Origin of the sequence: Fluviirhizobium alvei (genome assembly GCF_030551875.1) — a bacterium.
In the GTDB taxonomy this organism is placed as follows: domain Bacteria; phylum Pseudomonadota; class Alphaproteobacteria; order Rhizobiales; family Rhizobiaceae; genus Rhizobium_E; species Rhizobium_E alvei.
Genome location: NZ_JAUOZU010000005.1, coordinates 55,787 through 80,468 on the forward strand (window position 1 = coordinate 55,787; position 24,682 = coordinate 80,468).

At 59.8% G+C, this 24,682-nt stretch carries 20 protein-coding genes; 10 read left to right on the plus strand and 10 right to left on the minus strand.

Annotated features, from left to right (window positions below):
* The first annotated feature begins 8 nt into the window (after positions 1 to 8).
* Positions 9 to 974, plus strand: coding sequence for a methyltetrahydrofolate cobalamin methyltransferase (locus tag Q4481_RS05090; RefSeq protein WP_304375239.1), 966 nt, complete (start codon positions 9 to 11; stop codon positions 972 to 974).
* Positions 975 to 1,078: 104 nt separating this feature from the next.
* On the opposite strand, the gene Q4481_RS05095 is transcribed toward Q4481_RS05090, so the two are convergent.
* Positions 1,079 to 1,564, minus strand: coding sequence for a hypothetical protein (locus Q4481_RS05095; RefSeq protein WP_304375240.1), 486 nt, complete (start codon positions 1,562 to 1,564; stop codon positions 1,079 to 1,081).
* A 319-nt stretch (positions 1,565 to 1,883) separates the two neighbouring features.
* Here Q4481_RS05095 and Q4481_RS05100 point away from each other — a divergent pair, with 319 nt between their 5' ends.
* On the plus strand, positions 1,884 to 3,923 hold the full coding sequence (locus tag Q4481_RS05100; RefSeq protein WP_304375241.1) for an ASKHA domain-containing protein: 2,040 nt from the start codon (positions 1,884 to 1,886) through the stop codon (positions 3,921 to 3,923).
* Positions 3,924 to 4,099: 176 nt separating this feature from the next.
* On the opposite strand, the gene Q4481_RS05105 is transcribed toward Q4481_RS05100, so the two are convergent.
* The 3 genes from Q4481_RS05105 to Q4481_RS05115 all read right to left on the minus strand — a co-directional run bounded on the left by Q4481_RS05105 (position 4,100) and on the right by Q4481_RS05115 (position 8,087).
* Positions 4,100 to 6,391: a beta strand repeat-containing protein gene (locus tag Q4481_RS05105; RefSeq protein ID WP_304375242.1), complete on the minus strand. Its 2,292-nt coding sequence runs from the start codon at positions 6,389 to 6,391 to the stop codon at positions 4,100 to 4,102.
* A gap of 86 nt (positions 6,392 to 6,477) precedes the next feature.
* The gene (locus Q4481_RS05110) at positions 6,478 to 6,942 is read right to left on the minus strand and encodes a MarR family winged helix-turn-helix transcriptional regulator (RefSeq protein WP_304375243.1); all 465 of its coding nucleotides are present in this window, start codon (positions 6,940 to 6,942) and stop codon (positions 6,478 to 6,480) included.
* Positions 6,939 to 8,087, minus strand: coding sequence for an Acg family FMN-binding oxidoreductase (locus tag Q4481_RS05115; RefSeq protein WP_304375244.1), 1,149 nt, complete (start codon positions 8,085 to 8,087; stop codon positions 6,939 to 6,941). The genes Q4481_RS05110 and Q4481_RS05115 overlap by 4 nt, the downstream gene beginning before the upstream one ends.
* Before the next feature lie 165 nt (positions 8,088 to 8,252).
* On the opposite strand from Q4481_RS05115, the gene Q4481_RS05120 reads away from it, so the two are divergent.
* Positions 8,253 to 9,818 carry an acetolactate synthase large subunit gene (locus tag Q4481_RS05120; RefSeq protein ID WP_354542312.1) on the plus strand — a complete coding sequence of 522 codons (1,566 nt, stop codon included), beginning with the start codon at positions 8,253 to 8,255 and terminating at the stop codon, positions 9,816 to 9,818.
* On the opposite strand, the gene pdxR is transcribed toward Q4481_RS05120, so the two are convergent.
* Positions 9,808 to 11,235: a MocR-like pyridoxine biosynthesis transcription factor PdxR gene (gene pdxR / locus Q4481_RS05125; protein WP_304375245.1), complete on the minus strand. Its 1,428-nt coding sequence runs from the start codon at positions 11,233 to 11,235 to the stop codon at positions 9,808 to 9,810. The two genes, Q4481_RS05120 and pdxR, sit on opposite strands and share 11 nt — an antisense overlap.
* A gap of 67 nt (positions 11,236 to 11,302) precedes the next feature.
* Between pdxR and Q4481_RS05130 the strand changes: the two genes are divergently transcribed.
* Positions 11,303 to 12,034, plus strand: coding sequence for a pyridoxamine 5'-phosphate oxidase family protein (locus Q4481_RS05130; protein WP_304375246.1), 732 nt, complete (start codon positions 11,303 to 11,305; stop codon positions 12,032 to 12,034).
* Between the two features lie 16 nt (positions 12,035 to 12,050).
* On the opposite strand, the gene Q4481_RS05135 is transcribed toward Q4481_RS05130, so the two are convergent.
* Positions 12,051 to 12,959: a LysR family transcriptional regulator gene (locus tag Q4481_RS05135; protein WP_304375247.1), complete on the minus strand. Its 909-nt coding sequence runs from the start codon at positions 12,957 to 12,959 to the stop codon at positions 12,051 to 12,053.
* 235 nt (positions 12,960 to 13,194) lie between these two features.
* Here Q4481_RS05135 and Q4481_RS05140 point away from each other — a divergent pair, with 235 nt between their 5' ends.
* Positions 13,195 to 13,401, plus strand: a complete 207-nt coding sequence (locus Q4481_RS05140; RefSeq protein ID WP_304375248.1) for a hypothetical protein — start codon at positions 13,195 to 13,197, stop codon at positions 13,399 to 13,401.
* Positions 13,402 to 13,711: 310 nt separating this feature from the next.
* Complete coding sequence (locus Q4481_RS05145) at positions 13,712 to 14,755, plus strand: GlxA family transcriptional regulator (RefSeq protein WP_377352943.1); 1,044 nt, start codon at positions 13,712 to 13,714, stop codon at positions 14,753 to 14,755.
* Between the two features lie 6 nt (positions 14,756 to 14,761).
* Here Q4481_RS05145 and Q4481_RS05150 read toward each other — a convergent pair whose 3' ends face one another.
* The 3 genes from Q4481_RS05150 to Q4481_RS05160 all read right to left on the minus strand — a co-directional run bounded on the left by Q4481_RS05150 (position 14,762) and on the right by Q4481_RS05160 (position 19,920).
* On the minus strand, positions 14,762 to 16,096 hold the full coding sequence (locus tag Q4481_RS05150) for a GGDEF domain-containing response regulator (protein WP_304375249.1): 1,335 nt from the start codon (positions 16,094 to 16,096) through the stop codon (positions 14,762 to 14,764).
* Between the two features lie 231 nt (positions 16,097 to 16,327).
* Positions 16,328 to 17,158, minus strand: coding sequence for a response regulator (locus tag Q4481_RS05155; protein ID WP_304375250.1), 831 nt, complete (start codon positions 17,156 to 17,158; stop codon positions 16,328 to 16,330).
* Between the two features lie 161 nt (positions 17,159 to 17,319).
* Positions 17,320 to 19,920: a mechanosensitive ion channel domain-containing protein gene (locus tag Q4481_RS05160; RefSeq protein ID WP_304375251.1), complete on the minus strand. Its 2,601-nt coding sequence runs from the start codon at positions 19,918 to 19,920 to the stop codon at positions 17,320 to 17,322.
* 227 nt (positions 19,921 to 20,147) lie between these two features.
* On the opposite strand from Q4481_RS05160, the gene Q4481_RS05165 reads away from it, so the two are divergent.
* The 4 genes from Q4481_RS05165 (at position 20,148) to Q4481_RS05180 (ending at position 23,625) form a co-directional block, all read left to right on the plus strand.
* Entirely contained in the window at positions 20,148 to 21,473 is a 1,326-nt protein-coding gene (locus Q4481_RS05165) for a M10 family metallopeptidase C-terminal domain-containing protein (RefSeq protein ID WP_304375252.1), read from the plus strand.
* Positions 21,474 to 21,599: 126 nt separating this feature from the next.
* Entirely contained in the window at positions 21,600 to 22,178 is a 579-nt protein-coding gene (locus Q4481_RS05170; protein ID WP_304375253.1) for a TetR/AcrR family transcriptional regulator, read from the plus strand.
* A complete protein-coding gene (locus Q4481_RS05175; RefSeq protein ID WP_377352946.1) occupies positions 22,175 to 23,089 on the plus strand; it encodes a DMT family transporter in 915 nt (304 codons plus the stop codon). The genes Q4481_RS05170 and Q4481_RS05175 overlap by 4 nt, the downstream gene beginning before the upstream one ends.
* A gap of 107 nt (positions 23,090 to 23,196) precedes the next feature.
* Positions 23,197 to 23,625 (plus strand): cupin domain-containing protein, encoded by a 429-nt coding sequence (locus Q4481_RS05180; RefSeq protein WP_304375254.1) that lies wholly within the window; start codon positions 23,197 to 23,199, stop codon positions 23,623 to 23,625.
* 9 nt (positions 23,626 to 23,634) lie between these two features.
* Here Q4481_RS05180 and glk read toward each other — a convergent pair whose 3' ends face one another.
* A complete protein-coding gene (gene glk, locus Q4481_RS05185; RefSeq protein WP_304375255.1) occupies positions 23,635 to 24,597 on the minus strand; it encodes a glucokinase in 963 nt (320 codons plus the stop codon).
* Between the last annotated feature and the right edge of the window lie 85 nt (positions 24,598 to 24,682).

Consider the following 24,682-nt stretch of genomic DNA (forward strand, 5'->3'; position numbering starts at 1 on the left):
AACGCTCCATGACCCGCACTATCGTCGCTTCGGCCACCAAGGAAATCATCATCGGCTTCGACCAGCCCTTCTGCGTCATCGGTGAACGCATCAACCCGACCGGCCGCAAGAAGCTGGCTGCCGAAATGCAGGAAGGCAACTTCGACACCGTCATCAAGGACGCGCTCGAACAGGTCGCCGCCGGTGCCACGATGCTCGACGTCAATGCCGGCGTCACCTCGGTCAACCCGAACGAAACCGAGCCGGCACTCCTGGTCAAGACCATGGAAATCGTCCAGGGCCTCGTCGATGTGCCGCTGTCGATCGACAGCTCCGTGACGGCCGCCATCGAAGCTGCGCTCAAGGTTGCCAAGGGCCGCCCGCTCGTCAATTCCGTGACCGGCGAAGAAGAAAAGCTCGAAGCCATCCTGCCGCTCTGCGCCAAGTATAACGTCCCGGTCGTGGCGATCTCGAACGACGAAACCGGCATTTCGCAGGATCCGGACGTGCGTTTCGCCGTCGCCAAGAAGATCGTCGAACGCGCCGCCGATTACGGCATCAAGCCCTATGACATCGTGGTCGACCCGCTTGTCATGCCGATCGGCGCCGTCGGCTCGGCCGGCCTGCAGGTCTTCGCTCTCGTCCGCCGCCTGCGCGAAGAGCTCAAGGTCAACACGACCTGCGGCCTCTCCAACATCTCCTTCGGCCTGCCGCATCGCCATGGCATCAATGCCGGCTTCATCCCGATGGTCATCGGTGCCGGCATGACGTCTGCCATCATGAACCCCTGCCGTCCGGCCGAAATGGAAGCCGTGCGCGCCGCCAACGTTCTCAACGGCACCGACGAGAATTGCTACAACTGGATCAAGACCTATCGCGACTACAAGCCGGCCGAAGGCGGCGCCCCTGCCCCGGCTCCCGCTGCAGCCGCAACCGGTGGCGGTCGTCGTGGCGGCCGTGCCGCCCGCGTCGGCGGCGCAGCGCCGACGGAATAAGGCTGAATCGCCTCAGAATTCCGGATCACCCGTCGGAATACCGCCGGGTGATCTTTTCATGTCGGGAAGAGGCGATGGTGCATGACACCGAGCAGAATGGCATGTCAGTTCGGAATGCCATCGGGAAAGAGCTTCCTCACCATATCTGCGTCATAGGTCTTGGAAGCGCAAGTTTGGTCGAAGGCGTTACGATCGGCAAAATACCCTAGCCGCTTCTTTAAGAACAACTCGATTTCATCGCTCAGAAGCGGTTGCAACTGGGTTAGACCTTCTTCGACAGCGTCCATTTGTTTGTCGATTTCATCGACAGGCTTGTGAACCCGCATCTTTTGCGCCGATCGCTCCAGCTCAGATATCACAAGCTTGCTTTCATCCAGCTGCAACTCCAAACGGGTGCTTTCGAGAGAAGCATAGGCAGCGAGGCATGCGCGCAGTTCCTTTTCCGACAGTGGCTCATCGGAATCCACGCGCTTGGAAAATTGGCGCGGAACACCGAAAGGCAGCAGGTCACGCTCGATCGAGAACATTTCGCCCGATCCATCGGCACCGGCAGCCGCCATGAATACCAGAAAAAGACCTTTGAAGCTCATCGTCTCTATTACCCTATTGCAACCAAGGCATGAACATGACCGACCCGACTACACCTACCCCAAGCGCCAAGCAAGATCCCGTCGCCCTTTCCATGTCCAAGGGCAGGCGCAACGGCTTTCGGTCGTTTCCTCGGTAGTCGAGCCTGCCGGTTTGCTCTGCACCTTTGTCGAAAGCGTCTTTCGAAACGTCTGCGACCAAATTTCCGCCGCGTGATCTTTTCATGTCGGGAATAGACAACTATCAAAGCGACGTCGCGGGCATCCTGTTCGCATCGAAATCCCTCAATCCCCGTCCCTTGAAGACGCTGGAAAGACGATCATGACCGAAGCATCGCAGAAAGACCCTCTCGTTCTCTTCATGCCCTCGGGCAAGCGCGGCCGTTTTCCGGTCGGAACCACGGTGATCGAGGCCGCCCGCCAGCTCGGCGTCTATGTCGAAAGCGTCTGTGGCGGTCGCGCCACCTGTGGTCGCTGCCAGATCGAGGTGCAGGAAGGCAACTTCGCCAAGCACGGAATCACGTCGTCCAACGATCACATTTCGCCGATCGGCGCCAAGGAAGAGCGCTACGACCGCGTGCGCGGCCTGCCGGAAGGGCGTCGTCTCTCCTGCTCTGCAACGATCGAGGGCGATCTGGTGATCGACGTGCCGCAGGATACGGTCGTCAATGCCCAGGTGGTGCGCAAGGCCGCGACCGACCGGGTGATCGAGCGCAACGCTGCTGTCCAGCTGTGCTATGTCGAGGTCGACCAGCCCGACATGCACAAGCCGCTCGGCGATCTCGACCGGCTGAAAGTCATGCTCGAAAAGGACTGGGGCTGGAAGGATCTGCTGATCGCACCGCATCTGATCCCGCAGGTGCAATCGATTCTCCGCAAGGGCGAATGGGGTGTTACCGCCGCCATCCACCGCGACATGGATTCCTCGCGTCCCTTCATCGTCGGCCTCTGGCCGGGCCTCAAGAACGAGGCCTACGGCATTGCTTGCGATATCGGCTCGACCACCATTGCCATGCATCTGGTCTCGCTGTTGTCGGGCCGGATCGTCGGTTCGTCCGGCACCTCCAATCCGCAGATCCGCTTCGGCGAAGACCTGATGAGCCGCGTCTCCTACGTGATGATGAATCCCGATGGTCGCGAAGCGATGACGAAAGCCGTCCGCGAAGCGGTCAACGGGCTGATCGGCAAGGTATGCGAGGAAGGCGGCGTCGATCGCCACGACATTCTCGATTCGGTCTTTGTCGCCAATCCCATCATGCATCACCTGTTCCTCGGCATCGATCCGACCGAACTCGGCCAGGCGCCGTTCGCGCTCGCCGTTTCCGGCGCCCTGCAATATTGGGCCCATGAGCTCGATATCGATGTCAACCGCGGCGCCCGTTGCTATATGCTGCCCTGCATCGCCGGCCATGTCGGTGCCGATGCTGCCGGCGCGACGCTTTCGGAAGGCCCCTACCGCCAGGACAAGATGATGCTGCTCGTCGATGTCGGCACCAATGCCGAAATCGTGCTCGGCAATTCCGCCCGTGTCGTCGCGGCCTCGTCGCCGACCGGCCCCGCCTTTGAAGGCGCTGAAATTTCCTGTGGCCAGCGCGCCGCCCCCGGAGCGATCGAGCGCGTCCGCATCGATCCGGTGACGCTGGAACCGAAGTACCATGTCATCGGCATCGAGAAGTGGTCTGATGAGGAAGGTTTCGAGGAGGATGCCGCCAAGGTTGGCGTAACCGGCATCTGCGGCTCGGCGATCATCGAGGTGGTGGCGGAAATGTACCTCTCCGGCATCATCTCCGAAGATGGTGTCGTCGATGGTGCCATGGCGGAAAAGAGCCACCGCATCATTCAGAACGGCCGCACCTTCTCCTATCTGCTGCGCGACGGCGAACAGAAGATCACCGTGACGCAGAACGATATCCGCGCCATCCAGCTTGCCAAGGCCGCCCTTTATGCCGGCATCAAGTTGCTCATGGAAAAGCAGGGTGTCGACAGGGTCGACACGATCCGCTTCGCTGGCGCCTTCGGCTCCTTCATCGATCCGAAATATGCCATGGTGCTGGGCCTGATCCCCGATTGCGAACTCGCTGAGGTCAAGGCGGTTGGCAATGCGGCCGGCACCGGCGCGCTGATGGCCCTGCTCAATCGCGACCACCGCCGCGAGATCGAGGCAACCGTCAAGAATATCGAGAAGATCGAGACCGCGCTCGAGCCGCATTTCCAGCAGCTGTTCATCGATGCGATGGCGTTGCCGAACAAGGTCGATCCCTTCCCGGAACTCGCCAAGGTCGTGACCCTGCCCGAGCGCAAGGTAATTGTCGCAGGTGGTGACGAGGGTGGTGGCCGCCGGCGTCGGCGCGATCGCGGCTGAACGGTTGGTTGGAAGACGAGGACGGCCAGCGTGGTCTCGCGGCAGCCGCCTGACGTCAATCAGCAGCCCGACCCCGTTCTAACGTTAACGGCGGTCGCGTCCTCGCGAGCCTCATGACAGAGGCTGGACATTTCGTCCAGCCTCTATTGTGACATGACTGCTCGAAGCCTACCGGGTCAGACCAGCAGGATATCGTTGAAATCGAAATCCGTCAGCTTCTTGCCGATGAAAGCGATTACCTCGGCGGCATCGCCACCCTTGCCGTCGTCATCGTAGGAGAGATAACCGGTCTTGGCATTGTAGAGCACCACTTCGGCACCGGCGACCTTGGCCGCCGATCCGGCAACGAAATCCGCCGCCGCCAGATGGCCATTCTTGCGCGCCAGCCCTTCGAAGATCGAACGGTCGAGTGCGATCGCATCATTGGCGTCGAAATCCAGCAGCCGGTCGGCATTGTCGGCGCCAAAGGCGGCAAAATGGAAGACATCGCTGCCACCATTGCCGGTGAGCCGATCTTTGCCGAGGCCGCCGCCAATGTCATTGTCGCCGCGATTGCCGATGATCTGGTTGTCGAGGTCGTTGCCAAAGCCATTGATGCCGGCTCGACCCTGCAATGTCAGGTTCTCGACAAAGGCGAATTCGGACAGATCAAGCGAAATCGACGACAGGACCAGATCGGTACCACCACCATCGACTTCACCGGAAACCACGTCACCGGCATCATCGACATAGTAGTTATCGTTGCCGGCACCACCCATCATCGTGTCGGCACCAAGCCCGCCCCGCAGCATATCGTCGCCGAGATCGCCGACCAGATTATCGTCGCCGTCACCGCCATTGAGCGTGTCGGCCGACGATCCGCCCGTGACCGTATTGTCGAGCGCGTTCCCGGTCAGGACGAACGAGCCGGTGCCGGTCGCCGTCAGGATTTCCACATTGTCGGCCAGCACATAGCCGGATTGCGCGATCAGGACCGTATCGGTTCCAGCGTCCGTCGATTCTGTGACGACATCACCCTTGTTGTCGAGCGAATAGACATCGTCGCCGAGGCCACCGGCCATCGTGTCATTGCCGGCACCGCCGGTGATCGTGTTATCATCGCTCGAACCGGTGAGGGTATCGGCTGCCGTTCCACCAACGAGAATTTCGAAATCGGTGACACCGTCAGTGTCAGTGGCGGTCTGAGCGGACAGATCAATCGTGACCGACGTGCTGTAACCGGAATAATCCAGCGTGTCGGTGCCATCGCCACCGGCAACGGTCCCGTCAACCAGCGCATGATCGCCGCTCATGAGAAGCGTGTTGTCGCCGGTGCCGAAGATGATCGCCATGCCATTACCGCCGGTGATCGTGCCGCTGTTGGTGATCGTGTCATCGAGATCGCTGATGATCTTGATTGCGGTTCCTTCCGAACCGGTAATCGAACCGTCATTGATGATCGTGGTCAGATAGAACGCGTTGCCCTGCGAACTGTCATCGATGAGAATGCCGAGGCCGAGACCGCTGATGACAGCGTTTTCGTGGTTGGTGATCGAGCCGCCGCCGGCGGCAATGCCTTCGGACGTGTTGGGCAGGCCATCCGAACCGTGGCCATTGGCGCCAAGCCCCTGAATGGTGCCATAGTTGACGATGGTCGCTTCATAATCGATATCGACGCCGTCACCGTCTCCGTCATAGGTGCCGTCGGGCGTCTCGCCGGTCTCGCCGTTGAGATCGACGCCGGCCGTGTACATGCCCGTGATGGTGCCGTAATTGGTCACGGTCGCCGAACCGTCCGAACCGACGCCGGAGCCGTTGCGGCCGGTGATCGTCGCATCTAGCGCATTGTTGACGGTGATGACGCTATCGGTGCCGGCATCGATACCGTGGCGATCACCCGCTATCATGCCGGCCAGATTGTCGACGGTGCCGGATGTGGAATCCTCGAACTGGATACCATCGGCCTTGGCGACCTGGTCGCTGCCGCTGCCGCCGTTGATCGTGGCGCTGTTGGTGATGTAACCGACCGCGCCGATGCGGATACCGTCATCCGATTCCGAATGGATGAGGCCGGTATTGTTGATCTCGGCAATGAAACTGCCCGTGCCGCCGGCAAAATCGATCGCCTGGCCGCTGGTGGATTTGATGGTGCCGCTGTTGGTCAGCGTGATCTGGCCGCTCGTCACAGCGCCCGACTGGATCTGGATCGCATCATCGAGCGACTGGATGGAGCCGGTATTCTCGATCGTCGCATTCAGGTTGGAACCAACACCGGTTTCGAAACGGATCGCGCGTCCGCCGCTTTTGGTGTTTTCGATCACTCCATCGTTGGTGATGATTGCACCGTCCGTGGCAGCCGCGAAGCGAACGCTCGGGGAGCTCGAAGCAACACTGATGATGCCGCCGGCTTCCACAATCAGTTCATCCATCCCGGACATGCCAGTGAGCGTGGTAATGGTCGTGCCGCTGGTAACAGTCGTCGTGGTCATCTCGCACCTTTTTTAAATGGGTCAGCAGGGATGCCGACCGACTTATGATGGCTGGATGACAGGCATGTGACGCTGGCGGTGGCCGATCAACTGCGGCGCGCGTCGAGCGCCTTGCGAATGGTTTCGAGAACGGGAAGCACTTGCTCCACGGAATGCGCCTGGACGATATCTCCGATCCAGGCCATTTCGCCCATCACCGTGGCGATCGCCTTGCCATGGATCGCGCGACCGGAATCGGTCAGGTCCACACGTTTGGAACGGCCGTCATGGTCGTCCGGCCGGACCGCAATCCAGCCGGATCGCTCCAGATGGCCGAGCGTGTTCGTCATCGCGCCCTTGGAAACCTGCAGGGCGCGCGCGATTTCGAGTGGCGTCCGGCCATCGCCAAGCCGAACCAGATGGTTGAGAACGGTAAATTGCGGCAGCGTCATCGTGCCCGGCATGACCTTCTCGAACGCGGCACCGGACAATTGCGCAACGATGCCGATCTCGTTGAAAAGGCGGAATATCTGCCCGAGGTCCGGTTTGTCCGCTGCCGAGTTTTCATTCATGCCGATCTGATCCGCGTTTCGTAAGGCCAGCGAGGTGCCGGCCCGATTTCGCCACCATAGCCCAGCCGAACGAACATTTGCACCGTTTCCTGCGGTTGAATGGCAAGTGCTGTGCGTAGCCTGTCGAAATGGGGGCGCATCTCGACATATTCCTGCAGGGCCTGGCTGAAAGGCTGCATTGAAAGCCCTTCGGCCGTCGCCGCGAGATTGAGCCGCACATAGTCGCGACCGGCATTGATCTGCTCCCCTCTCACGTTGCCCGGTGTCGTGAGCCAGAGAAAGGCCATGGCGGTATCGAACTGACTGCGGATAAAATCCACCTGCTGGCTATAGGATTGCGAGGTCGGATCGAGAAGGTCGTTGCGGTCAAACAGACCGACTGTGTCCATGGCGGAGACGAACAGACTGTCGATGGCAATCCCATCCGGATTGGCGGCAATTTCGGACCGGCCGATGCGCATGAGATCCACGCTTTCCTTTGCCGCACCAGGCGTCAGGAATTCGGTTTCCATCGCCGCCCAGGCCAGCGAGCGCAGGTCGCCAACGCGCGTCGGATCATCGGCGTAGCGGGCGGGAAAATGGCGTGAAGCGGCGGCAATCCGTTTAAGCGAATCTTTTGGTACCGGGAGCGCGATATCATAGTTCGAACGATTGGTGCGGCGTCGATAGATTTCCTGAAACAGGGGATCACGCGCAAGACCATCCTGCCGGACGAGCCGGATATGGGCAACCGGCCGCTCGTCAAGCCGGGGCTGCGGCTCGCCCTCCGGGAAAAGCGCGATCTCGGCGCGAAACCCGCGTTCCATGGCCGCCATAGACAGAAGTTCGAGAAATGCGCCGAGCCCGATTGTGATCTGACGGTCGAATGGATCGGTTTCCGGCAATCTTCGATCCTTCTGACAATAAAGCGTGATTTCGTCCGCAGTCCCGAGATCGGCAATCCACGGCTGGCGGTTGTGCGGATTGGGTGCGAGGATCGCATGGGAAAGGACCCAACGGCGGAGATCCGCCTCTTCCGCGCCTTTCTTCGGGTCCCAGACCGACTGCGCATCGCCATCCTGGCGCGAAAGCACCCAGATTGTAGTCGCGGCAGCTGCCGTGATCACCCCGCCACCCAAAATGAGCATGAAATTCCGTCTGTTCATTTGCATCTCCATTAGTTCGACGTAAAACTATATAGTTTGATGTCGAACTACATGTCAAGCCACCGTCGCTTCGTATGCATTTGCAGGTGAGCAGACGCATTGGTCTCGCTTTGCCGATGAATTCCGCTAGATTGCCGGGCAAGATTCTGAAGAGAGGAGACAACCGTGACCGAAGCCCCATCCGAGATGATGAACGGAGCCGAAAGCCTCGTCCGGACGCTGGTGAATTGCGGCGTCGATCTCTGCATCGGCAATGCCGGCACCAGCGAAATGCACTTCGTTTCGGCACTCGATCGCGTGCCGGGCATGCGCGCCGTGCTCGGCCTGTTCGAAGGCGTGGTTACCGGTGCCGCCGATGGTTATGCCCGCATGGCGCAAAAGCCAGCCGCAACCCTGCTTCACCTCGGACCGGGCCTCGCCAATGGCCTCGCCAATCTGCACAATGCCCGCAAGGCGCAAGCGCCGGTCGTCAACATCATCGGCGACCATGCCACCAGCCACCAGCGCTACGATGCGCCGCTGTCGAGCGATGTCGAGGCCTTTGCCGCCACCGTATCGCACTGGGTTCACTCTTCGCGAGAGGCCCGCAATGTCGCCGCCGATGCCGCGCGTGCCGTTCAAGCCGCCCGTCAGGCGCCCGGACAGATTGCCAGCCTGATCCTGCCGGCCGATACGGCCTGGAGCCCGGCGCTCGGTCCCGCCGGCGCCCTGCCGGTTCTGCCGCCCGCTCCGGTCTCCTCGCTTGCCATTGCTACGGCCGCAACCGCGATCCGGAAAGGAAAGGCGGCGCTCCTCATGCGCGGTGCGCTGCTCCATGGCGCCGGGCTCAAGGCTGCCGGCCGGATCGCCGCCGCCACAGGAACCCGGCTGATGGCCGATACATTCGCCCCCCGGATCCGGCGCGGTGCCGGTGAAATCAGCGTCGAACGTATTCCCTATCGGCCAGGACCGGCGCTGGACTTCATGGCCGGCATCGAGACACTCATTCTCGTCGGCACCCAGGCGCCGGTCGGTTTCTTCGCCTATCCCGGCCAGCCGAGCGAGTTCACCCCTCCGGGCGTCTCGATCCTGCAACTCGCCCATCCGCATGAGGATGGCGGTGCCGCACTCGAAGAACTCGCAAGCCTGCTGGCCGGATCCGCCACCGCCCGCACGAACCCGCTGGCGCCGCCCGCCGCACCGCAGGATGGCACGCTTACCCGTGAGACCCTGATGGCGATCGTCGCGGGCCGGCTGCCTGAAGAAGCAATCGTTGTCGATGAATCGATCACGGGTGCCTTCGGCCTCTATGGCATGCTCGAAACGGCAGCCCCCTTCGATTGCCTGCAATTGACGGGTGGCGCGATCGGCGACGGGCTACCCATGGCGACGGGTGCGGCACTCGCCTGTCCGGATCGCAAGGTGGTGACGCTGCAGGCCGATGGTTCGGCCATGTACACGCTGCAGGCGCTCTGGACCCAGGCGCGCGAAAATCTCGATGTCGTGACGATCATCTATGCCAACCGTTCTTACAAGATCCTCGTCGAGGAGATGAAGGGCGTCGGCGCCGAGATCGGAAAGAGTGCCGCCAGCCTGTTCGACCTTGCCAATCCGGCGCTCGACTGGGTGCGGCTTGCCGAAGGTATGGGCGTGGAAGCGACCCGCGCCGAGACAGTGGCACAGTTCGATTCAGCGCTCACGGCCGCGCTTAAGGCCAAGGGGCCGCGGCTGATCGAAGCCGTTATCGGCTGATCCTGTCGGAGCCTGTTTCCAGCGCGTGTCGCCACCGAGTGGCGGCATCCGCCAGAACCTGCGGCGCAAAGCCGGAATAGCCAAGCACCATGCCGTGCCGCGGCTCGGCATCGACATACATTGAGGACAGTTTGCGCCCACCGAGACCGGCATGCCGGGCGGCAGCCTCCAGAACATGGTCCTCAACGTCTTCGGGCGAGAGCGCGATCAGATGCAGGCCCTGATCGGGCGGATGAACCGTAACCGCTGAGCCGGACAGGGCAGCCACGAGCGCATCCCTTGCCACCCTCGCCTTGCGTCGTGCCCGCCGCAGATGGCGGGCGAAATGCCCTTCCGCGATGAAGCGTGCAAGTGGCGCTTCGACCAGTGTCGAGGGAAAGCGGTCCGAATGAAAGCGGACGGCGAGGATGGGATCGACAAGACGTTCTGGCAACACCGCATAGCCGACCCTGAGGCCCGGAAAGAGCGCTTTCGAGAAGGAGCCGACATAGATCACACGGCCCTCGCCATCGATCCCCTGCAAGGACGACAAAGGCGGTCCGGCAAAGCGGAACTCGCTGTCGTAATCGTCCTCGATAATGAAGGCATCGGCACGGCGCGCCCATTCGATCAGGGCAAGCCGCCGGCGCATGCTGAGGGTTACGCCGAGCGGGAACTGGTGCGACGGCGTCACATAGGCGACACGGGCATCGGGAGCGATCCGCTCGCCGGCAGCGATGTCGATCCCTTCGCCGTCGACCGGAACGCCGACAACCCGCATGCCGGCGGCGCGAAAGGCCTGATGCGCCATCGGGTAACCGGGATCCTCCATCCAGATCGCATCGCCGGGCGCCATCGCACCCCGCATGATGAAGTCGAGCGCCTGCTGTGTGCCCGCTGTCAGCAGGATCTGGTCGGGATGACAGCGGACGCCGCGCGCCGCACGCAGATAATTTGCGACCTCGTTGCGCAGGCCCCAGCCGCCGCGACTGTCGCCATAGGTGAAATGGGCAGCGCCGGGTCGGGCCAGATCTTTCATCAACAGGTTCCGGAAGGCCGCCATCGTCTGTTCGTCGGCCATCGAAACGCCGAGCGTGCCGGGAAGAGCACCCTCGGGTAAACCTGCGCGCATCCGTTCATCCGGCTTCGGCCGCGCCAGAAGCGGTACGGCATCGGCAACGAACGTGCCGGCACCGGTGCGCGCCTCGACAAATCCGTCGGCCAGCAGCATCTCGAAGCTTGCGACGGCCGCACCACGCGACACGCCTAGCCTCCCAGCCAGATCGCGGGTCGTCGGAAGTTTCGCACCGGGCGGCAACTGACCGCTTTCGATCAGTCGGCGAAGCGCTTGATAAAGCGCGATTCGCCGAGGCCCCTCCTCCGGAAGGACGGGAATGAGTAGTGACCAATCGATAGGATTGGTTCGTTTTTTCTCCACCGGATTGGACCTTCTTGAAACCAATTGACCAGCCTATCCCTGCATCATCAGGAAAGGAAAACAAGCCATGAATTCAAAACTGCGTCCCGGAACCGCTGAAACCTACCCGATCACCGACCGCAATCGGGCAAAACGCCTGCATGAACGGGCGAAATATGACCGCGAGAGCGTCTATGCGATTTTGGATGCCGGCCTTCTCTGTCACGTCGCCTATGTCATCGACGGCCAGCCCTACTGCACGCCCACAATTCACTGGCGCAAGGGCGACTGGCTCTTCTGGCATGGTTCTGCCGCCAGCCGGATGCTGCGCAACCAGTCGAAGGGAGCGCAGGTTTGCGTGACCGTCTCGCATATCGATGCGCTGGTCCTGGCGCGCTGCGGCTTCAACCACTCTGCCGATTACCGCTCCGCCATGTGTTTCGGCACGGCAAGACTGATCGACGACCCGAACCAGAAGGCCGAGGCATTGCGCGAGGTGGTCGACCGCTTCTATCCGGACCGGACCAGTCTGCTGCGTCCAAGCACGGACCAGGAAATCAAGGCGACGTCCGTGGTCGGGATGAAGATCGAAGAAGCCGCCGCCAAGGTGCGCACCAAGGGCGTCGGCGATGAGGAGGAAGATCTCGGCCTGCCGATCTGGGCCGGTATCTTCCCGGTCACGACCGTGATCGGGGCGGCCAAGGCAAGCGCGTTGATTCCGGCCGGAACTGAGATGCCGGAAAGCCTGAAGATCTACGCCGAAGGCCGAAGACTCGACGACGCCCTACTGGAAGCCCAGGCACATTACGAAGCGGAATGACGCGCGGCTCGCCCGCTCATGCAGCCTCGGCGGCCACCGGCGTAAAGCTACGGCTGCCGAGCACGCTGCGAACATAGTCCGCCACCGCCTTGACCGGCTGCGGCGCACCGTCCCGCACTGCCAGTCCGATCTCGTAGGTTCCGAGATCGGGCAGGCCATGACGCTCGTCGAGCGCAACCATGTCATCCTGCAAGAGGAAGCTCGCGAGCGGCGCAACCGCAATATCGGCCCGGATGGCGGCAATCTGTCCCATATGGTTGCCGCAATAATAGGCGATGCGGAACTGTTTCTGTGACTTCGTCAACTCTTCGAGCGCGCGCTTGCGCCAGATGCAGCCATCGTTCCAGACCGAAATCGGCAAGGGATCCTTGAGATGGGCCTGGCCATGACGGCGCCCGGCCCAGACCAGCTTCTCGGTCATGACGATCTCTGCCTGATCTCCACGAACACCATCCAGGAAATTGAAGAGCGTGAGATCGAGCCTCTTTTCATCGACGGCGCGGCGGAGATTGGTCGACTGGTCGATCGTAACATCAATGGCGAGCTGCGGCCAGGTCTCGGACAGGTGCTTGAGCATGCCGGGCAGCATGAGTTCGCCAATATCGTCCGGCGCGCCCAGCCGCACGATGCCGTTCATGTCCGGAACCATGAAACGACAGACCGTATCGTTGTTGAGCTGCAGCATGCGCTTGGCATAACCGAGCAGCATTTCGCCATGATGGGTCATCGATACCGAGCGGGCATCGCGGCGAAAAAGGCTGACGCCCAGCATTTCCTCGAGCTTCTTGATCTGCATCGATACGGCCGACGGCGTGCGAAACACGACCTCGGCGGCCGTGGTGAAATTGCCTGTCTCGGCGATGGCGACGAACGTCCGCAGCACATCGAGTTCCAGCAGCGGCAGGGATTGAGCCTGAATGTTCATGGCGGCATCTTTCAGATTTTTTGAGCCAAACAAGGAATTCTTTGCGTTTGATTGAACCACGAAAACGGACGAAGGTCAAGAAATCGGCGGAGAAGAACGGCACGTCAAGGAAGGGCTGGATCCGAAGCTGCAAACCGTAACGTCAAATATTCTTATATCAGACATGAATTCTATTCGTTTGTCTTATGGGTCATTCGGCCCCATATTCCAGATGCCAACCACGAAAGGAAAAGTCATGGCCGCCTTGAGTTTTGATCACAGCACCCAAACCACATCGTCCGGATCCGCATGGCGCGCATTGCCGGCCGCGATCCGTGCACTTGCCGACTGGAGCAGACAGCGCATCCACGAACACCGGATCCTCTCCACCTACGACAGCATTCCCGCAGGCGCGATGAAGGATCTTGGGTTTCCCGGTGCGGAGCATGTGAATGAAGGCTGATTGTGACGCGATCCGCCGCATGCCCGAATGCGACAAAGCCTTCTATAGGCGCATCGCCTGCCCATGAAGCGCTTCGCTTGCCCCGACAAGCGAAGCGCAATGCCGTTCTGTCTCTTTCTGACCAGTCGCCATCCCCGTCGCGACACTCCTCCCTCCCAGTCTTCGACACGCCTCTCTCCTCATCCAGACCAGAAAATTTCGCTTTTGTCGCAATGATGGCGCATTCAGCATTGTAAATGTCGCTCATGCGCAGCATTATTCTGACGCATATCGACAACTTTGTGTCTCAGCGACATTATCGAGCGAAACCATGCGTCCAGAAGCCTATGCCTTGAACAAGAAGCCGGTTGCCAAGCGAACCATCGTGTTCTTTCTGGTGCCCAACTTCACCATGCTGCCCTTCTCGGCTGCTGTGGAGACGCTGCGCATCGCCAACCGCATGCTGGGCCATGAAGCCTATCAATGGCGCCTCTGTTCGGTCGATGGCCAGAAAGTCTATTCCTCGTCCGGCATCGGACTGGAAGCCAAGACGTCGCTGGCAGACGAACGGCGCAATCTGACAGGTGAAGCGCGACCCAACATGGTGCTGATCTGCTCGGGCATCTATGTCGAGGATTTCCGCAACAAGTCAGTGAACGCCTATCTGCGCGAAGTCTATAATCGCGGCATTGCCGTCGGCAGCCTTTGCACCGGCGCTCATGTGCTCGCCCAGGCCGGTCTCCTCAACGGCAAGCGCTGCGCCATTCACTGGGAGAACCTGCCCGGCTTTGCCGAAGCCTTCCCGCAGGCCGATGTCCATGCCGATCTGTTCGAAATCGACGGCAATATCTATACCTGCGCCGGCGGCACCGCCTCGCTTGACATGGTCCTTCACTTCATTCGCCAGGATTTCGGCGAAAACCTTGTCAACCGTGTCTGCGAACAGCATCTGACCGACCGCGTCCGTTCCGCCAGCGATCGTCAGCGTCTGCCTCTGCGTGCGCGTCTCGGCGTGCAGAACTCCAAGGTCCTCTCGATCATCGAGATCATGGAGAACAACCTTGCCGAACCGCTGTCGCTGGTCGATATCGCCGACAAGGCTGGCCTGTCGCGGCGCCAGATCGAACGCCTGTTCCGCCAGGAAATGGGTCGCTCCCCTGCCCGCTACTATCTCGAGATCCGTCTGGATCGTGCCCGCCATCTGCTGGTGCAATCGTCGATGCCGGTGGTGGAAGTCGCCGTCGCCTGCGGCTTCGTTTCCGCCTCGCATTTTTCGAAATGCTACCGCGAACTCTATGGCCGCTCGCCGCAACAGGAACGGGCCGATCGCAAGCAACTGGCAACCACGCCTTCCGTCAATGGCGCGGTGATGTGACGCCGATCAGGACGAGATGCTGATCTTCGCCACCTGGTAATCGGAGAAGACGCGGTTCCGTCCTGAATGCTTGGCCAGATAGAGATACTGGTCGGCCGCGTTGAGATAATTGTCGAACGTCTCGGAATCCGAGATCGCCGCAAGCCCCATCGAGATCGTGACAGAAATCTCCTCGTCATCGACGACGATACGGATTTCAGAGATCGCTTTGCGGATCCGTTCGCAATAATCGTAAGCGTCGCCGATCTCGATCCCCTGGAAAAGGATGCCGAACTCCTCGCCACCAAGTCTCGCCAGCAGATGGCGCTTGTCATCGACCAACGCAGCAAGCTTGCTGGACACGGCCTTCAGGACAAGATCGCCGATCTCGTGACCATAGGTGTCGTTGAGCCGCTTGAAATGGTCAATATCGAGAAGCGCTGCCGATACCGGCAGATGCTGCCTCAGGCAGATTTCGACCTGTTTCGGCCCGCGCTCGAAGAAATAGCGCCGGTTCAGGAGATCGGTCAGATAGTCACGGGACGCCATGCGCTGTAACTTCTGGATTTCCCGATGGATGCGCAAAGTATAGTTCACCCGCTCCAGAAGATCGGCATCACTCACGGGAATATGGACGAAATCATCGCCACCCGCCTTGAGGAACATCGCAACATCGTCTGGCCGGCTGTCTTCAGAGTAACCGATGACGCGAATGACGTTTTCGCCATACCGCAGCCGCAGCATTTCGAGAAACGCGAACCGGTTCACCGCAGCGAGATCGCCGCGCATCAGAACAAGTTCGATGTTTCGATTGGCATCGAGAATGGAAAAAGCCTCATCGTCGGAACAGACCCGGCAAACGCGCATTCCGGCACCAGACAGGGCACGCGAGACGATGGGCGCGCCCTCTCTGTCGGGATCGCAGACCAGGACAGTGGTTGATTGCGCCTGCAGGACTTGCTCGACGGCACTGGACAAGGCCGTCATGGCAAAAGCGCTGCTTTTATCGATGCGTTCGACAATGCCTCTTTCCGGCGTCAGAGATTGTCGACCACGCCCGTTCAACGCGGAAAACACGATCGCGGGCAGACCATGGTCCAAAACAAGTTCCAGCGTCTCGCCATTCGGCGCATCTGCCTGACAGAGATCCAGCACGACCAGATGATAATCGGCACCACGCGAAGAAAGCTCGATGCTCGCATCACGATAACTGGCGCAGTGGGTGACGATGATTCCGAAGGTTTCCTGAAGATGGCGTGTGATCGCAACCGTATAGAGGCGCGTGTCTTCAACCAGAAGAACGCGAAATCCTGCATAATCTGCCTGTCGATCTGTTACAGCCACGGTCTTGCGGATTCCCACTCCAAATCCCTTCGGATTGCCGCATTTCGTTATGCACATAAATGAATGACCGGCGGCTTCACAAAGCAACCGGTTCTTGAGGATCTGAAATGATCTCTTTTATTTGTTGCAGGCTATAATTATCGCCCTTACGAAAGACTTAAGGAAACATAGCAACTATCTTGAAAATTGCATATTACAAACCACTAACCCTCCAGCATTTGCTGGAGGAGCGTCTTTGTTTCTGAACGATCAGGCGCGCTTCTTGCGCTCCATCAGCAGGCGCATCTGCGTCAAGGTATCGAGGTTCTGGTTGACGCGGCAATAGAATTCTTCGTCGATGAAGGGCCGCAGCATGAAGTCGTTACCGCCGGCTTTCAGGAAACGCGCCGACAACAGCCGATCGGTCGATGACGACACGCCGATGATGCGCAACTCATGCGAACCGATATGGGCGCGAATGCGCCGCGTCAGTTCGAAACCGTCGATATCGGGCATATTGTAGTCGGTGATGATCAGCGAAATATCGCGATTGGCCTTCAGGATCTCCATCGCCTTCTGACCGCTGTCGGCGGCGCTGACCCGGAAGTTGTAGCGCTTCAGCCGGGTCGTGAGCAGCGCCCGCGCGGTCTGGCTGTCATCGACGATCAGCACATGGTGTAGGTGATTGGTCAGAAAGCGGCAGACTGCCTCGGTCAGCATATCGACAGCAAAAACACTGTCCTTGATGATGTAATCGACGATTTCCCGCGACAGCAGATTGTCGCGCGCATGATCCTGCAGCGTGCCGGTGAACACGATCGTGGGGATGGCAACATCCACCAGATAGTTGAGAGCCTCGCCCTTTTCGGCGCCCGGCAGGTTCATGTTCGAAACCGCAAGGCGGATCGGCTCGTCGGATTTCTCGTTGGCGAGTTGCAATTCTTCGAAATTGCGGCAGATCTCGACATCGATCTCCAGCAATTCCTTGAACCGCTGCTTGATCATGGAAGTGAAGACATTCGAATCCTCGGCGACGAGAATTCGGTTACCCTTCAACGATTCCCCGGAATAATGCATTCCGGATACACCCAAGAAATCCATGATGAACCTTTTTCAGCTGCAGTTGTCCCACTGAAATGGTTAGCGATGGCTTCTTGAAACTTCGTTAAACTCTTCAACTATTTTAAACGTTCGATTTCTAGTATCGATCAAAGCAGATCGGATAAAATCCGGAAATTCCAGCCCGATCCGCCCAGATTACTTCACCCGCGATTATCGTCATCGTCGGCCTCGTCCGGTTCGCGGGCATGGCTGTGCTGATCGTCATCCAGCGCATCCATATCGCGGACCGAGGTTTCCATCGCCTTACGGCGTTGATCGCGTTGCTCCTTCATCTTTCCATGCGCAAGCGAAATGCCCTGCTCTTCAAGAGCTTGCCGGAGAGCCGGCGCACCATCGGTAAAATGCACATTGAGATCGCGCTGGAGGAAGGGAATGGAAATTCCTTCCGCCTTGAACCGCTCGAAGATTGCAATGCGGATATCGTTTCGGATACCAAGCCCGGCAAGAATGTCGGCGATATAGAAACGCAGTTCGAAATCGAGCGAGGAATCTCCGAAGCGGAGAAAGGCGACTGAAGGCTCTGGAGCCGTCATCACGCGCGGATGCGCATTGGCGATTTCGAGCAGAATATCCATCACATGCCGCGGATCGCTATCGTAGGAAACTCCGATCGGGATTTCGACGCGGCCCAGCTTGTTGCGATGGGTCCAGTTGCCGACGGACGCATTGATCAGCTGCGCATTGGGCACGATGATCGACTGGTTCTGGAAAGTTTCGATTTCGGTCGCACGCACCGAGATACGCCGCACGAACCCTTCGACCGTACCGGTGACTACCCAGTCGCCCACCTTGAATGGCCGCTCGGCAAGCAGAATGAGCCCCGAGACGAAGTTCGATACGATCGTCTGCATGCCGAAGCCGATGCCGAGAGAAAGCGCACCGGCGACAAGCGCCAGGTTGGAGAGGTCGATGCCCGCCGCCGAAATGCCGAGCACGCCGGCAAGCGCAACGCCCAGATAGCCAAACGCGGTATTGACCGAATTGCGCACGCCGGAATCGACTTCGGAACGGGCCAGAACATTGCCGTCAAGCCAGCGCTGCAGCCAGCGCGTCGCCACCAGACCGACCAGGAACATCAGGATACCGGCGAAAATCCCCACCAGCGAAATCGAGATCGAACCGATCCGGATTTCGGTGAACATCTGCACGAAGATGCTCCAGATGTCGGAAAAACGGAAACCCCATTCGAGCAGGATGAGCGGCAGGCCGAAGAAGATCACCGCCAGATAGGTCAACAGCCCCGACACCAGACCAATCTGGTCAAGCCGGACCGCACTCAAGCCATAGCGACGCGCGAGGAATTTTCCAAGCGCTGTTTCCGCAAACGCGTCCTTGCTCGACAGGGCATGCCCCGAAAGAAAGCCGATATACATCGTGACCGCAATCGCACCGGTGACGATGATCTGGGTCGCTACGAACTGCGCAAGACCGATATAGCCGGCAAGTGCGGTCACGATCAGGCCAAGCCCGGTCAGGACCAGCCCGACCCGGATGACGGCCGGCCAGGAGCCATCGCCCTCACCCAGTTCTTTCGCCTGCATCGGCCGCACGAAAGACAACAGGATCAGCACGAAACCGATCAGGATTGTCGAAACGAACCCTTTTGCAACCGTCAACACGACAGGCGCGTCGAGTGCCTGATTGGTCGCACCGAACACATAGGACATGCCGTTAATCAGCGCCAGAACCACGGCATACCAGACGAGAAGCCGCGCACCGCGATCCGAAACGGTGACGAGGCGCCATTGCGGTTTGGTCGGTGCGAAGATGGCGCGGGCCAGCTTATAGACGAAATAGACGCCGGCAAGCATCCACAGAAAGGACACCACAATCTGGATCAGATCGATCCGCACGACGCTTTGATAGACGATGATCACCATGCTGGTGAAAATGAACGCCGTGACCGCTGCCGCCGGCACAAGCGTCGACAGGAACGCTAACGACAATCGCTTGAGGTAGGTGGGATTGGGAATTTCCGAGCCCCGACGCACATAGGGACCAAACAGCATCTGAACCGGCATCACGAAAACGAGCGCCGCGAGCAGAGACAGAACGATAGCGATCGCAAGCGCACCGCGCTTGAAATTCCACATGAATTCAAGCGCACTCTTCGACTTCATCAACAGTTCGGATGTCTCGGTCTGGGCCGCCGTCCAGGCATTGGTCACCACATCCGGTGTGATCGGCGTCTGTCGAAACAGCATCTCGGCAAAGAGTTGCCGCCGGCGGTCGGAAATCTCGGTGGCGATGCGACCAGCTTCCCCCTTCACCACATCGGCATCGGCGAGAATTGTGTTCATCTGCGCCTTCTCGCCCTGAAGACGCTTGCGATCGGCCGCGACGCCGGGATCTTCCTCTTGCCCTTCCGGTGCAGCCGCACCAAGTTCCTCAAGCCGCTTGGAGACGAGATTGTAACGCTTTTCGAGATCGGCCATCGCCGAGAGGATGTCACTGTTGACACTCTCAACCTTGAGCTTGAGTTCGGCCAGCGTATTGTCCGCCTCGGCTGCCTCCTGAACCTTCTTCTCAAGCTCCGTCAGCGTGTTGGCGGCCTGCGCGAGAATGGCCTTCACTTCTTCCTGCAGCTTTTCGACCGCGGCTATGATGGCGTTGCGCGAATTGTCTTCGACCGCCGGCGCCGTCAGGGTCTCCTGGCCGGACGCGGCCGGTGCGGTTGCAAAAAGAGCGGCAACCAGAAACAGGTGGGCGAAAAACCGCGAAAGAGAAGCAATGGCAGTCAATTTTGAACCTTCTTGGAGTCGGCGGATTCGGGTCGGAATATGGAGGCGAAGCCTATAAGCTCAATACCGGAAACAATGTGACCGACAAGCAAAAAGCAACGATATTGCCCTTTCGCGGCTGTTTGGGTCCTTGCTTTGCAATGCATGTCTCTCTCGTTTTAAGCATCCTCGCCAACCGGCTGTTTACGCAATCGGTTTAGGCTGAGCGTCTCACGAGATGGAAAAAGATGCTCGACTGGACAAAACCTGACAGCCACAAGGCCTATCTGACGGCACGTTACGAGACGCTGACGCTGCTCGAGGGCGTGGTCAAGACGCCCTATGTCGACTCGGTCGGCGTTCCAACCATCGGCATCGGCTTTAATCTGCGTTACAATCTCGAACCGGTCCTCAGGGCCATGATCGGCAACAGCAACTGGAGCGATACGCTCAATGCGCGGCTCGATGCGGTCATCGACGAGAGCTATGTGCCCTATATGAACTCCAGCCTCATCACCGCTCTCAACGCGGTCATGAAATCCTGGCATGACAGTCGCAATGCCAATGTGCCTGAGACCTTCTCCTTCCAGTCCGATGCCCAGGTCACCAAGGTGCTGAACAACATGGCATCGACCTATGACGGTATCATCGACAACTGGCTGTCCGGCATTCCGGAATCATCGGAACGCGAAGCTTTGTTCTCGCTCGCCTGGAATGCGCCATCCATGCTGGGCCCCAAACTGAAGGCGGCGATCGAGACCGGCAATCGCGCCGAAGCCTGGTATGAGATCCGCTATAATTCGCTCTCCTCGTCGCTGCCCGACAGCGTCAAGGGCGCCATTGCCAATCGCCGCTATGTCGAGGCGGAGGTCTTTTCGCTCTACGATGCCGACAACCGTCCGAGCTTTGCCGAAGCGACCGAGATCGGCCGCATGATCGCGGCGCATCACGACCGGATCGCCTGGTACGAAGATAGCTACGACCCTGTCCGGGCTGGCGAAATCAAGGGCGTCGACATTTCCGATCTGGCGGGCGAGATCAATGCCGCAGCCAGGGTCGTGCTGAAGAAATTCCAGTTGCCGGTCAATCGCGCAGTCGAGGATATGCAGGTTGCCGGAAACGGTATCGCCGATCTTGAGGGCGATGCCACCGGATACGACCATACCGGCAATGATGCCGATTTGCTGATCGGCGATGCCAACGTCAACCGCCTCTCCGGAGGCACTGGGAAGGATACGCTGATTGGATCGGGCGCCGCCGATTTCCTGAACGGCGGCACCAGCGCAGACCTGTTCGTTTTCTCGCGACTGACAGATTCATCCGTCGCCAACCCCGACCGGATCGAGGATTTCGGTATTGGCGGCGACCGGATCCATCTCGCCGGAATGGCGACCGACCTTCACTTCATCGAGGAGCGCAACGGGGTTTTTTCCGGTACGGCTCCCGAGATCCGCTGGTTCTGGTCGAAGAACGATACGATCATCGAAATCGACAGCGATGGTAACGGTGCGGCCGACATGAAGATCGTGTTGAGCGGCAAACAGGTTCTCGACGCAAGCGACTTCCTTCTCTGATCCAACTTTGTCTTCGGCCTCCCAGGTGTCGACAGCCCAGCCCGTCTGTTTAACCGTGAACACGCGAGAAGGGATCTTGACAGGTTCAAGAAATAGGTAGATCGGTCTACATAAAGGAGACAAACGATGGGCGAACGCATGTCTGCCAAGGATCGATTGCTGGCGGCGGCAGCCGAACTCTTCTATCGCGATGGCGTTGTTGCCACCGGAATCGATGCGATCACCGCGCATGCTGGCGTCGCAAAGATGAGCCTTTACAACAACTTCTCATCGAAGGCGGAACTGGTGAATGCCTATATGACAAAGCGCGTGGTGGATTGGCGTGAAGGATGCGATGCCCGGGTCGCGGCAGCAAAGACGCCGCATGACAAGGTTCTCGCCGTCTTCGATTCCTATATCGAACATGCCGGTCTCGCCTATGACTGGGGCTTTCGCGGCTGCGGCCTGCTCAATGCGGCAGCCGAACTGGCGGTCGATGACCCGGCCCGCAAAATTGTCGCCCAGCAGAAAACGGAGGCCGAGGAGCGTATGCGAAGCCATCTCTTTGAGATGCGTCCCGACGGCAACGAGGAGATGATCGGCGCCGTTGCCGAACATCTCTCCTTCCTGCTCGAGGGAGCGATGGCGCGGGCTGGGCTCGAAGGGCATGACGGACGCCTGCGCGCGGCCCGCAAGCTTGCCGTCTCCATTCTGGAGAGCCTATGACAGCCGCCAAAGAGACCATTACCAACCAGCCAGCCATCACCCGCAACGCAACCTTTCTCTTCACCATCCTCGCCGAAATCCTGCTCGTCGTCGCCTGGAGCGGCGGTTTCGTCGGTATTCGCTTTACGATCGATCAGGCACCGCTCTTTCTCATCCTGTTCTGGCGCAGCCTGGTATCTGGACTGATCCTGCTGCCTTTCGCCCTCACCATCGGCCCACGCCTGCAGTGGCGGGCAGTGAGCGGCCAGATCCTCTATGGCATCTTCGCGATGGCCACCTATCTGGCGAGCTATGCGCTGGCGATCGAACTTGGGGTTCCGACAGGGTTGACCGCGCTGATCACCGATCTTCTGCCCCTGGCGGTCGCGTTGCTCTCCTGGCCTGTACTCGGCAAGGCGTTGACCGGACGCCAGTGGCGAGGCTCGATCATCGGGTTTGCGGGCGTCCTGATTGCCTCAAGCCCGGCGCTGCAGACGGGCACAGCACCCCTATGGGCCTATGGGCTGCCGCTCTTTGGCACCCTGTCGCTGGCGCTCGTCACCCTCATGCTCAAGCGTGGCGGTTCGGCCTCCGCAATGCCGGTACATCAGAGCCTCAGCATCCAGTGCCTGGCAGCAGCCGCGGTCTTCGCGTTCTTTGCTCTCGGCGAAGGCAGTCTGATGCCCGTTCTGACGCTGGAATTTGCCGGAGGCATTCTCTGGCTCGTCTTCGTCGCTACCTTCGCTGCCTGGGGCATCTACTATGTGGCGCTCAAGACGACCTCGGCTGCGCGTGTGACTGCCGTTCTCTATCTCTCGCCGCCGGTGACGATGATCTGGGCCTATATCGTTTTCAACGAGCCCCTGTCTTCGCTCATGTTCATCGGCCTGTTCGTCTCGCTTGCCGGCATCATCATGGTCGCGCGCGGCTGATGGTTCCCAAAGGCCGGGTTGAACCTCTGTCCGGCTGACATCAAACACCTTCCCGCCAGCCATCCGTTGTCCTAGAAGAAGAGACTGACAAACGGAATCGGAAGACCATGACGACGGCACGCGACATCATCGACGCCCTCAAGCTCGAGCCCCATCCCGAAGGCGGTTATTACATCCAGACCTTTGCCGACCCGGAAGGCGTTGACGGACGTCCGCATTCAACGGCGATCTATTACCTGCTCGAAGGTGGTGACCGTTCGCATTGGCATCGGGTCGATGCCGTCGAAGTGTGGCTCTACCATGCCGGCGCTCCGCTGGAACTCCGGCTTTCGGATGATGGGATAGAAAGCCGCGCGATCACCCTCGGACCAAACATTCTTGCCGGCGAACGTCCGCAGGGGCTTGTGCGCAAGAACGAATGGCAGAGCGCGCGCAGCCTTGGCGACTGGACGCTCGTCTCCTGCACCGTCGCGCCCGGCTTCCGTTTCGAAGGGTTCGAAATGGCCGCGCCCGATTGGGAGCCCGGCCGGGCTTGAAGCTTGGTATCACAGCCGGTCGGCCAGCAGCATGGCGGCACCCTTGAGGCCGGCATCGCGCGCCTTGATGACCTTGACGGGAATGTTGCGGACATAGTCCGACATCACGCCCTTGGCATCGAAGGCGCTGCGGAAACGACCGTCATGCAGGAAGGGCAGGATATGGGGTGCGATGCCCCCTCCGATATAGACACCCCCTGTTGCCCCGTGCGCCAGCGCCAGGTCCCCCATGAAACGACCGAGCCAGGTGACGAAGTAGCCCAGAACCTGACAGGCAACGGGATCGCTCTCGCCATCGGCAAGCGCAATGATCTCCGACGGTGACAGATCCACCTGCTGGCGCCCGGCCTCCTGAGCCAGAATGGCATAGACGAGCGACATGCCTGGCCCGGACAGGAGATGCTCTGCCCCCACATAACCGATCCGCGCCGCAACCCTGCTGCGCAGCCAGAATTCCGCTTCGGTTTCAGCGGCGAAACTCACATGACCGCCTTCGCTCGGAAGCGCTGTCCACACACCGTCGATGCGCACGAGTGACGCCACACCAAGCCCGGTTCCCGGGCCCGAGACGATTTTCGTTCCATCGATGTCGACCGTGCCGCCACCGATATCGTCCAGATCATGGGCGGACAGGACCGGCAGGGAAACCGCGATCGCCTCGAAATCATTGACGACGGAAACCCTTTTCATCCCGAGCGTCTCGCATAACTCTTTTCCCGAAACCCGGAAACTGCGGTTCGTCATCACCACCTCGCCATTGCGGACCGGACCGGAAACCGCAAGACACATCAGGTCCGGCGCCTGCGGCACCGAAGCGAGATAGGCGGAGATGGCAGTCTCGATCGTCTCGAAACCGGCACTGCGCAAACTGACGAAATGATCGACCTTCAACTGATCGATATCGATGATCGCAAATCGCATATGCGTGGCGCCGATCTGCCCGACCACGGCCTGACGTCCAAACGAAATCATCGGTTTATTCCTCTCCCGCAATGCTTGGTGTTGAAGCCACGTTGACATGAAGCGACATGCACCGCTTTGACGAATATCAAAGCGC

Bases quoted from the DNA above. Each gene is read 5' to 3' on its own strand.
- Q4481_RS05090 (WP_304375239.1), top strand. From the start codon at position 9: ATGACCCGCACTATCGTCGCTTCGGCCACCAAGGAAATCATCATCGGC.
- Q4481_RS05155 (WP_304375250.1), bottom strand. From the start codon at position 17,158: ATGGATTTCTTGGGTGTATCCGGAATGCATTATTCCGGGGAATCGTTG.
- Q4481_RS05115 (WP_304375244.1), bottom strand. From the start codon at position 8,087: ATGAACAGACGGAATTTCATGCTCATTTTGGGTGGCGGGGTGATCACG.
- Q4481_RS05145 (WP_377352943.1), top strand. From the start codon at position 13,712: ATGCGTCCAGAAGCCTATGCCTTGAACAAGAAGCCGGTTGCCAAGCGA.
- glk (WP_304375255.1), bottom strand. From the start codon at position 24,597: ATGATTTCGTTTGGACGTCAGGCCGTGGTCGGGCAGATCGGCGCCACG.
- Q4481_RS05095 (WP_304375240.1), bottom strand. From the start codon at position 1,564: ATGAGCTTCAAAGGTCTTTTTCTGGTATTCATGGCGGCTGCCGGTGCC.
- Q4481_RS05100 (WP_304375241.1), top strand. From the start codon at position 1,884: ATGACCGAAGCATCGCAGAAAGACCCTCTCGTTCTCTTCATGCCCTCG.
- Q4481_RS05130 (WP_304375246.1), top strand. From the start codon at position 11,303: ATGAATTCAAAACTGCGTCCCGGAACCGCTGAAACCTACCCGATCACC.
- Q4481_RS05140 (WP_304375248.1), top strand. From the start codon at position 13,195: ATGGCCGCCTTGAGTTTTGATCACAGCACCCAAACCACATCGTCCGGA.
- Q4481_RS05105 (WP_304375242.1), bottom strand. From the start codon at position 6,391: ATGACCACGACGACTGTTACCAGCGGCACGACCATTACCACGCTCACT.
- Q4481_RS05165 (WP_304375252.1), top strand. From the start codon at position 20,148: ATGCTCGACTGGACAAAACCTGACAGCCACAAGGCCTATCTGACGGCA.
- Q4481_RS05170 (WP_304375253.1), top strand. From the start codon at position 21,600: ATGGGCGAACGCATGTCTGCCAAGGATCGATTGCTGGCGGCGGCAGCC.
- Q4481_RS05175 (WP_377352946.1), top strand. From the start codon at position 22,175: ATGACAGCCGCCAAAGAGACCATTACCAACCAGCCAGCCATCACCCGC.
- Q4481_RS05110 (WP_304375243.1), bottom strand. From the start codon at position 6,942: ATGAATGAAAACTCGGCAGCGGACAAACCGGACCTCGGGCAGATATTC.
- Q4481_RS05180 (WP_304375254.1), top strand. From the start codon at position 23,197: ATGACGACGGCACGCGACATCATCGACGCCCTCAAGCTCGAGCCCCAT.
- Q4481_RS05135 (WP_304375247.1), bottom strand. From the start codon at position 12,959: ATGAACATTCAGGCTCAATCCCTGCCGCTGCTGGAACTCGATGTGCTG.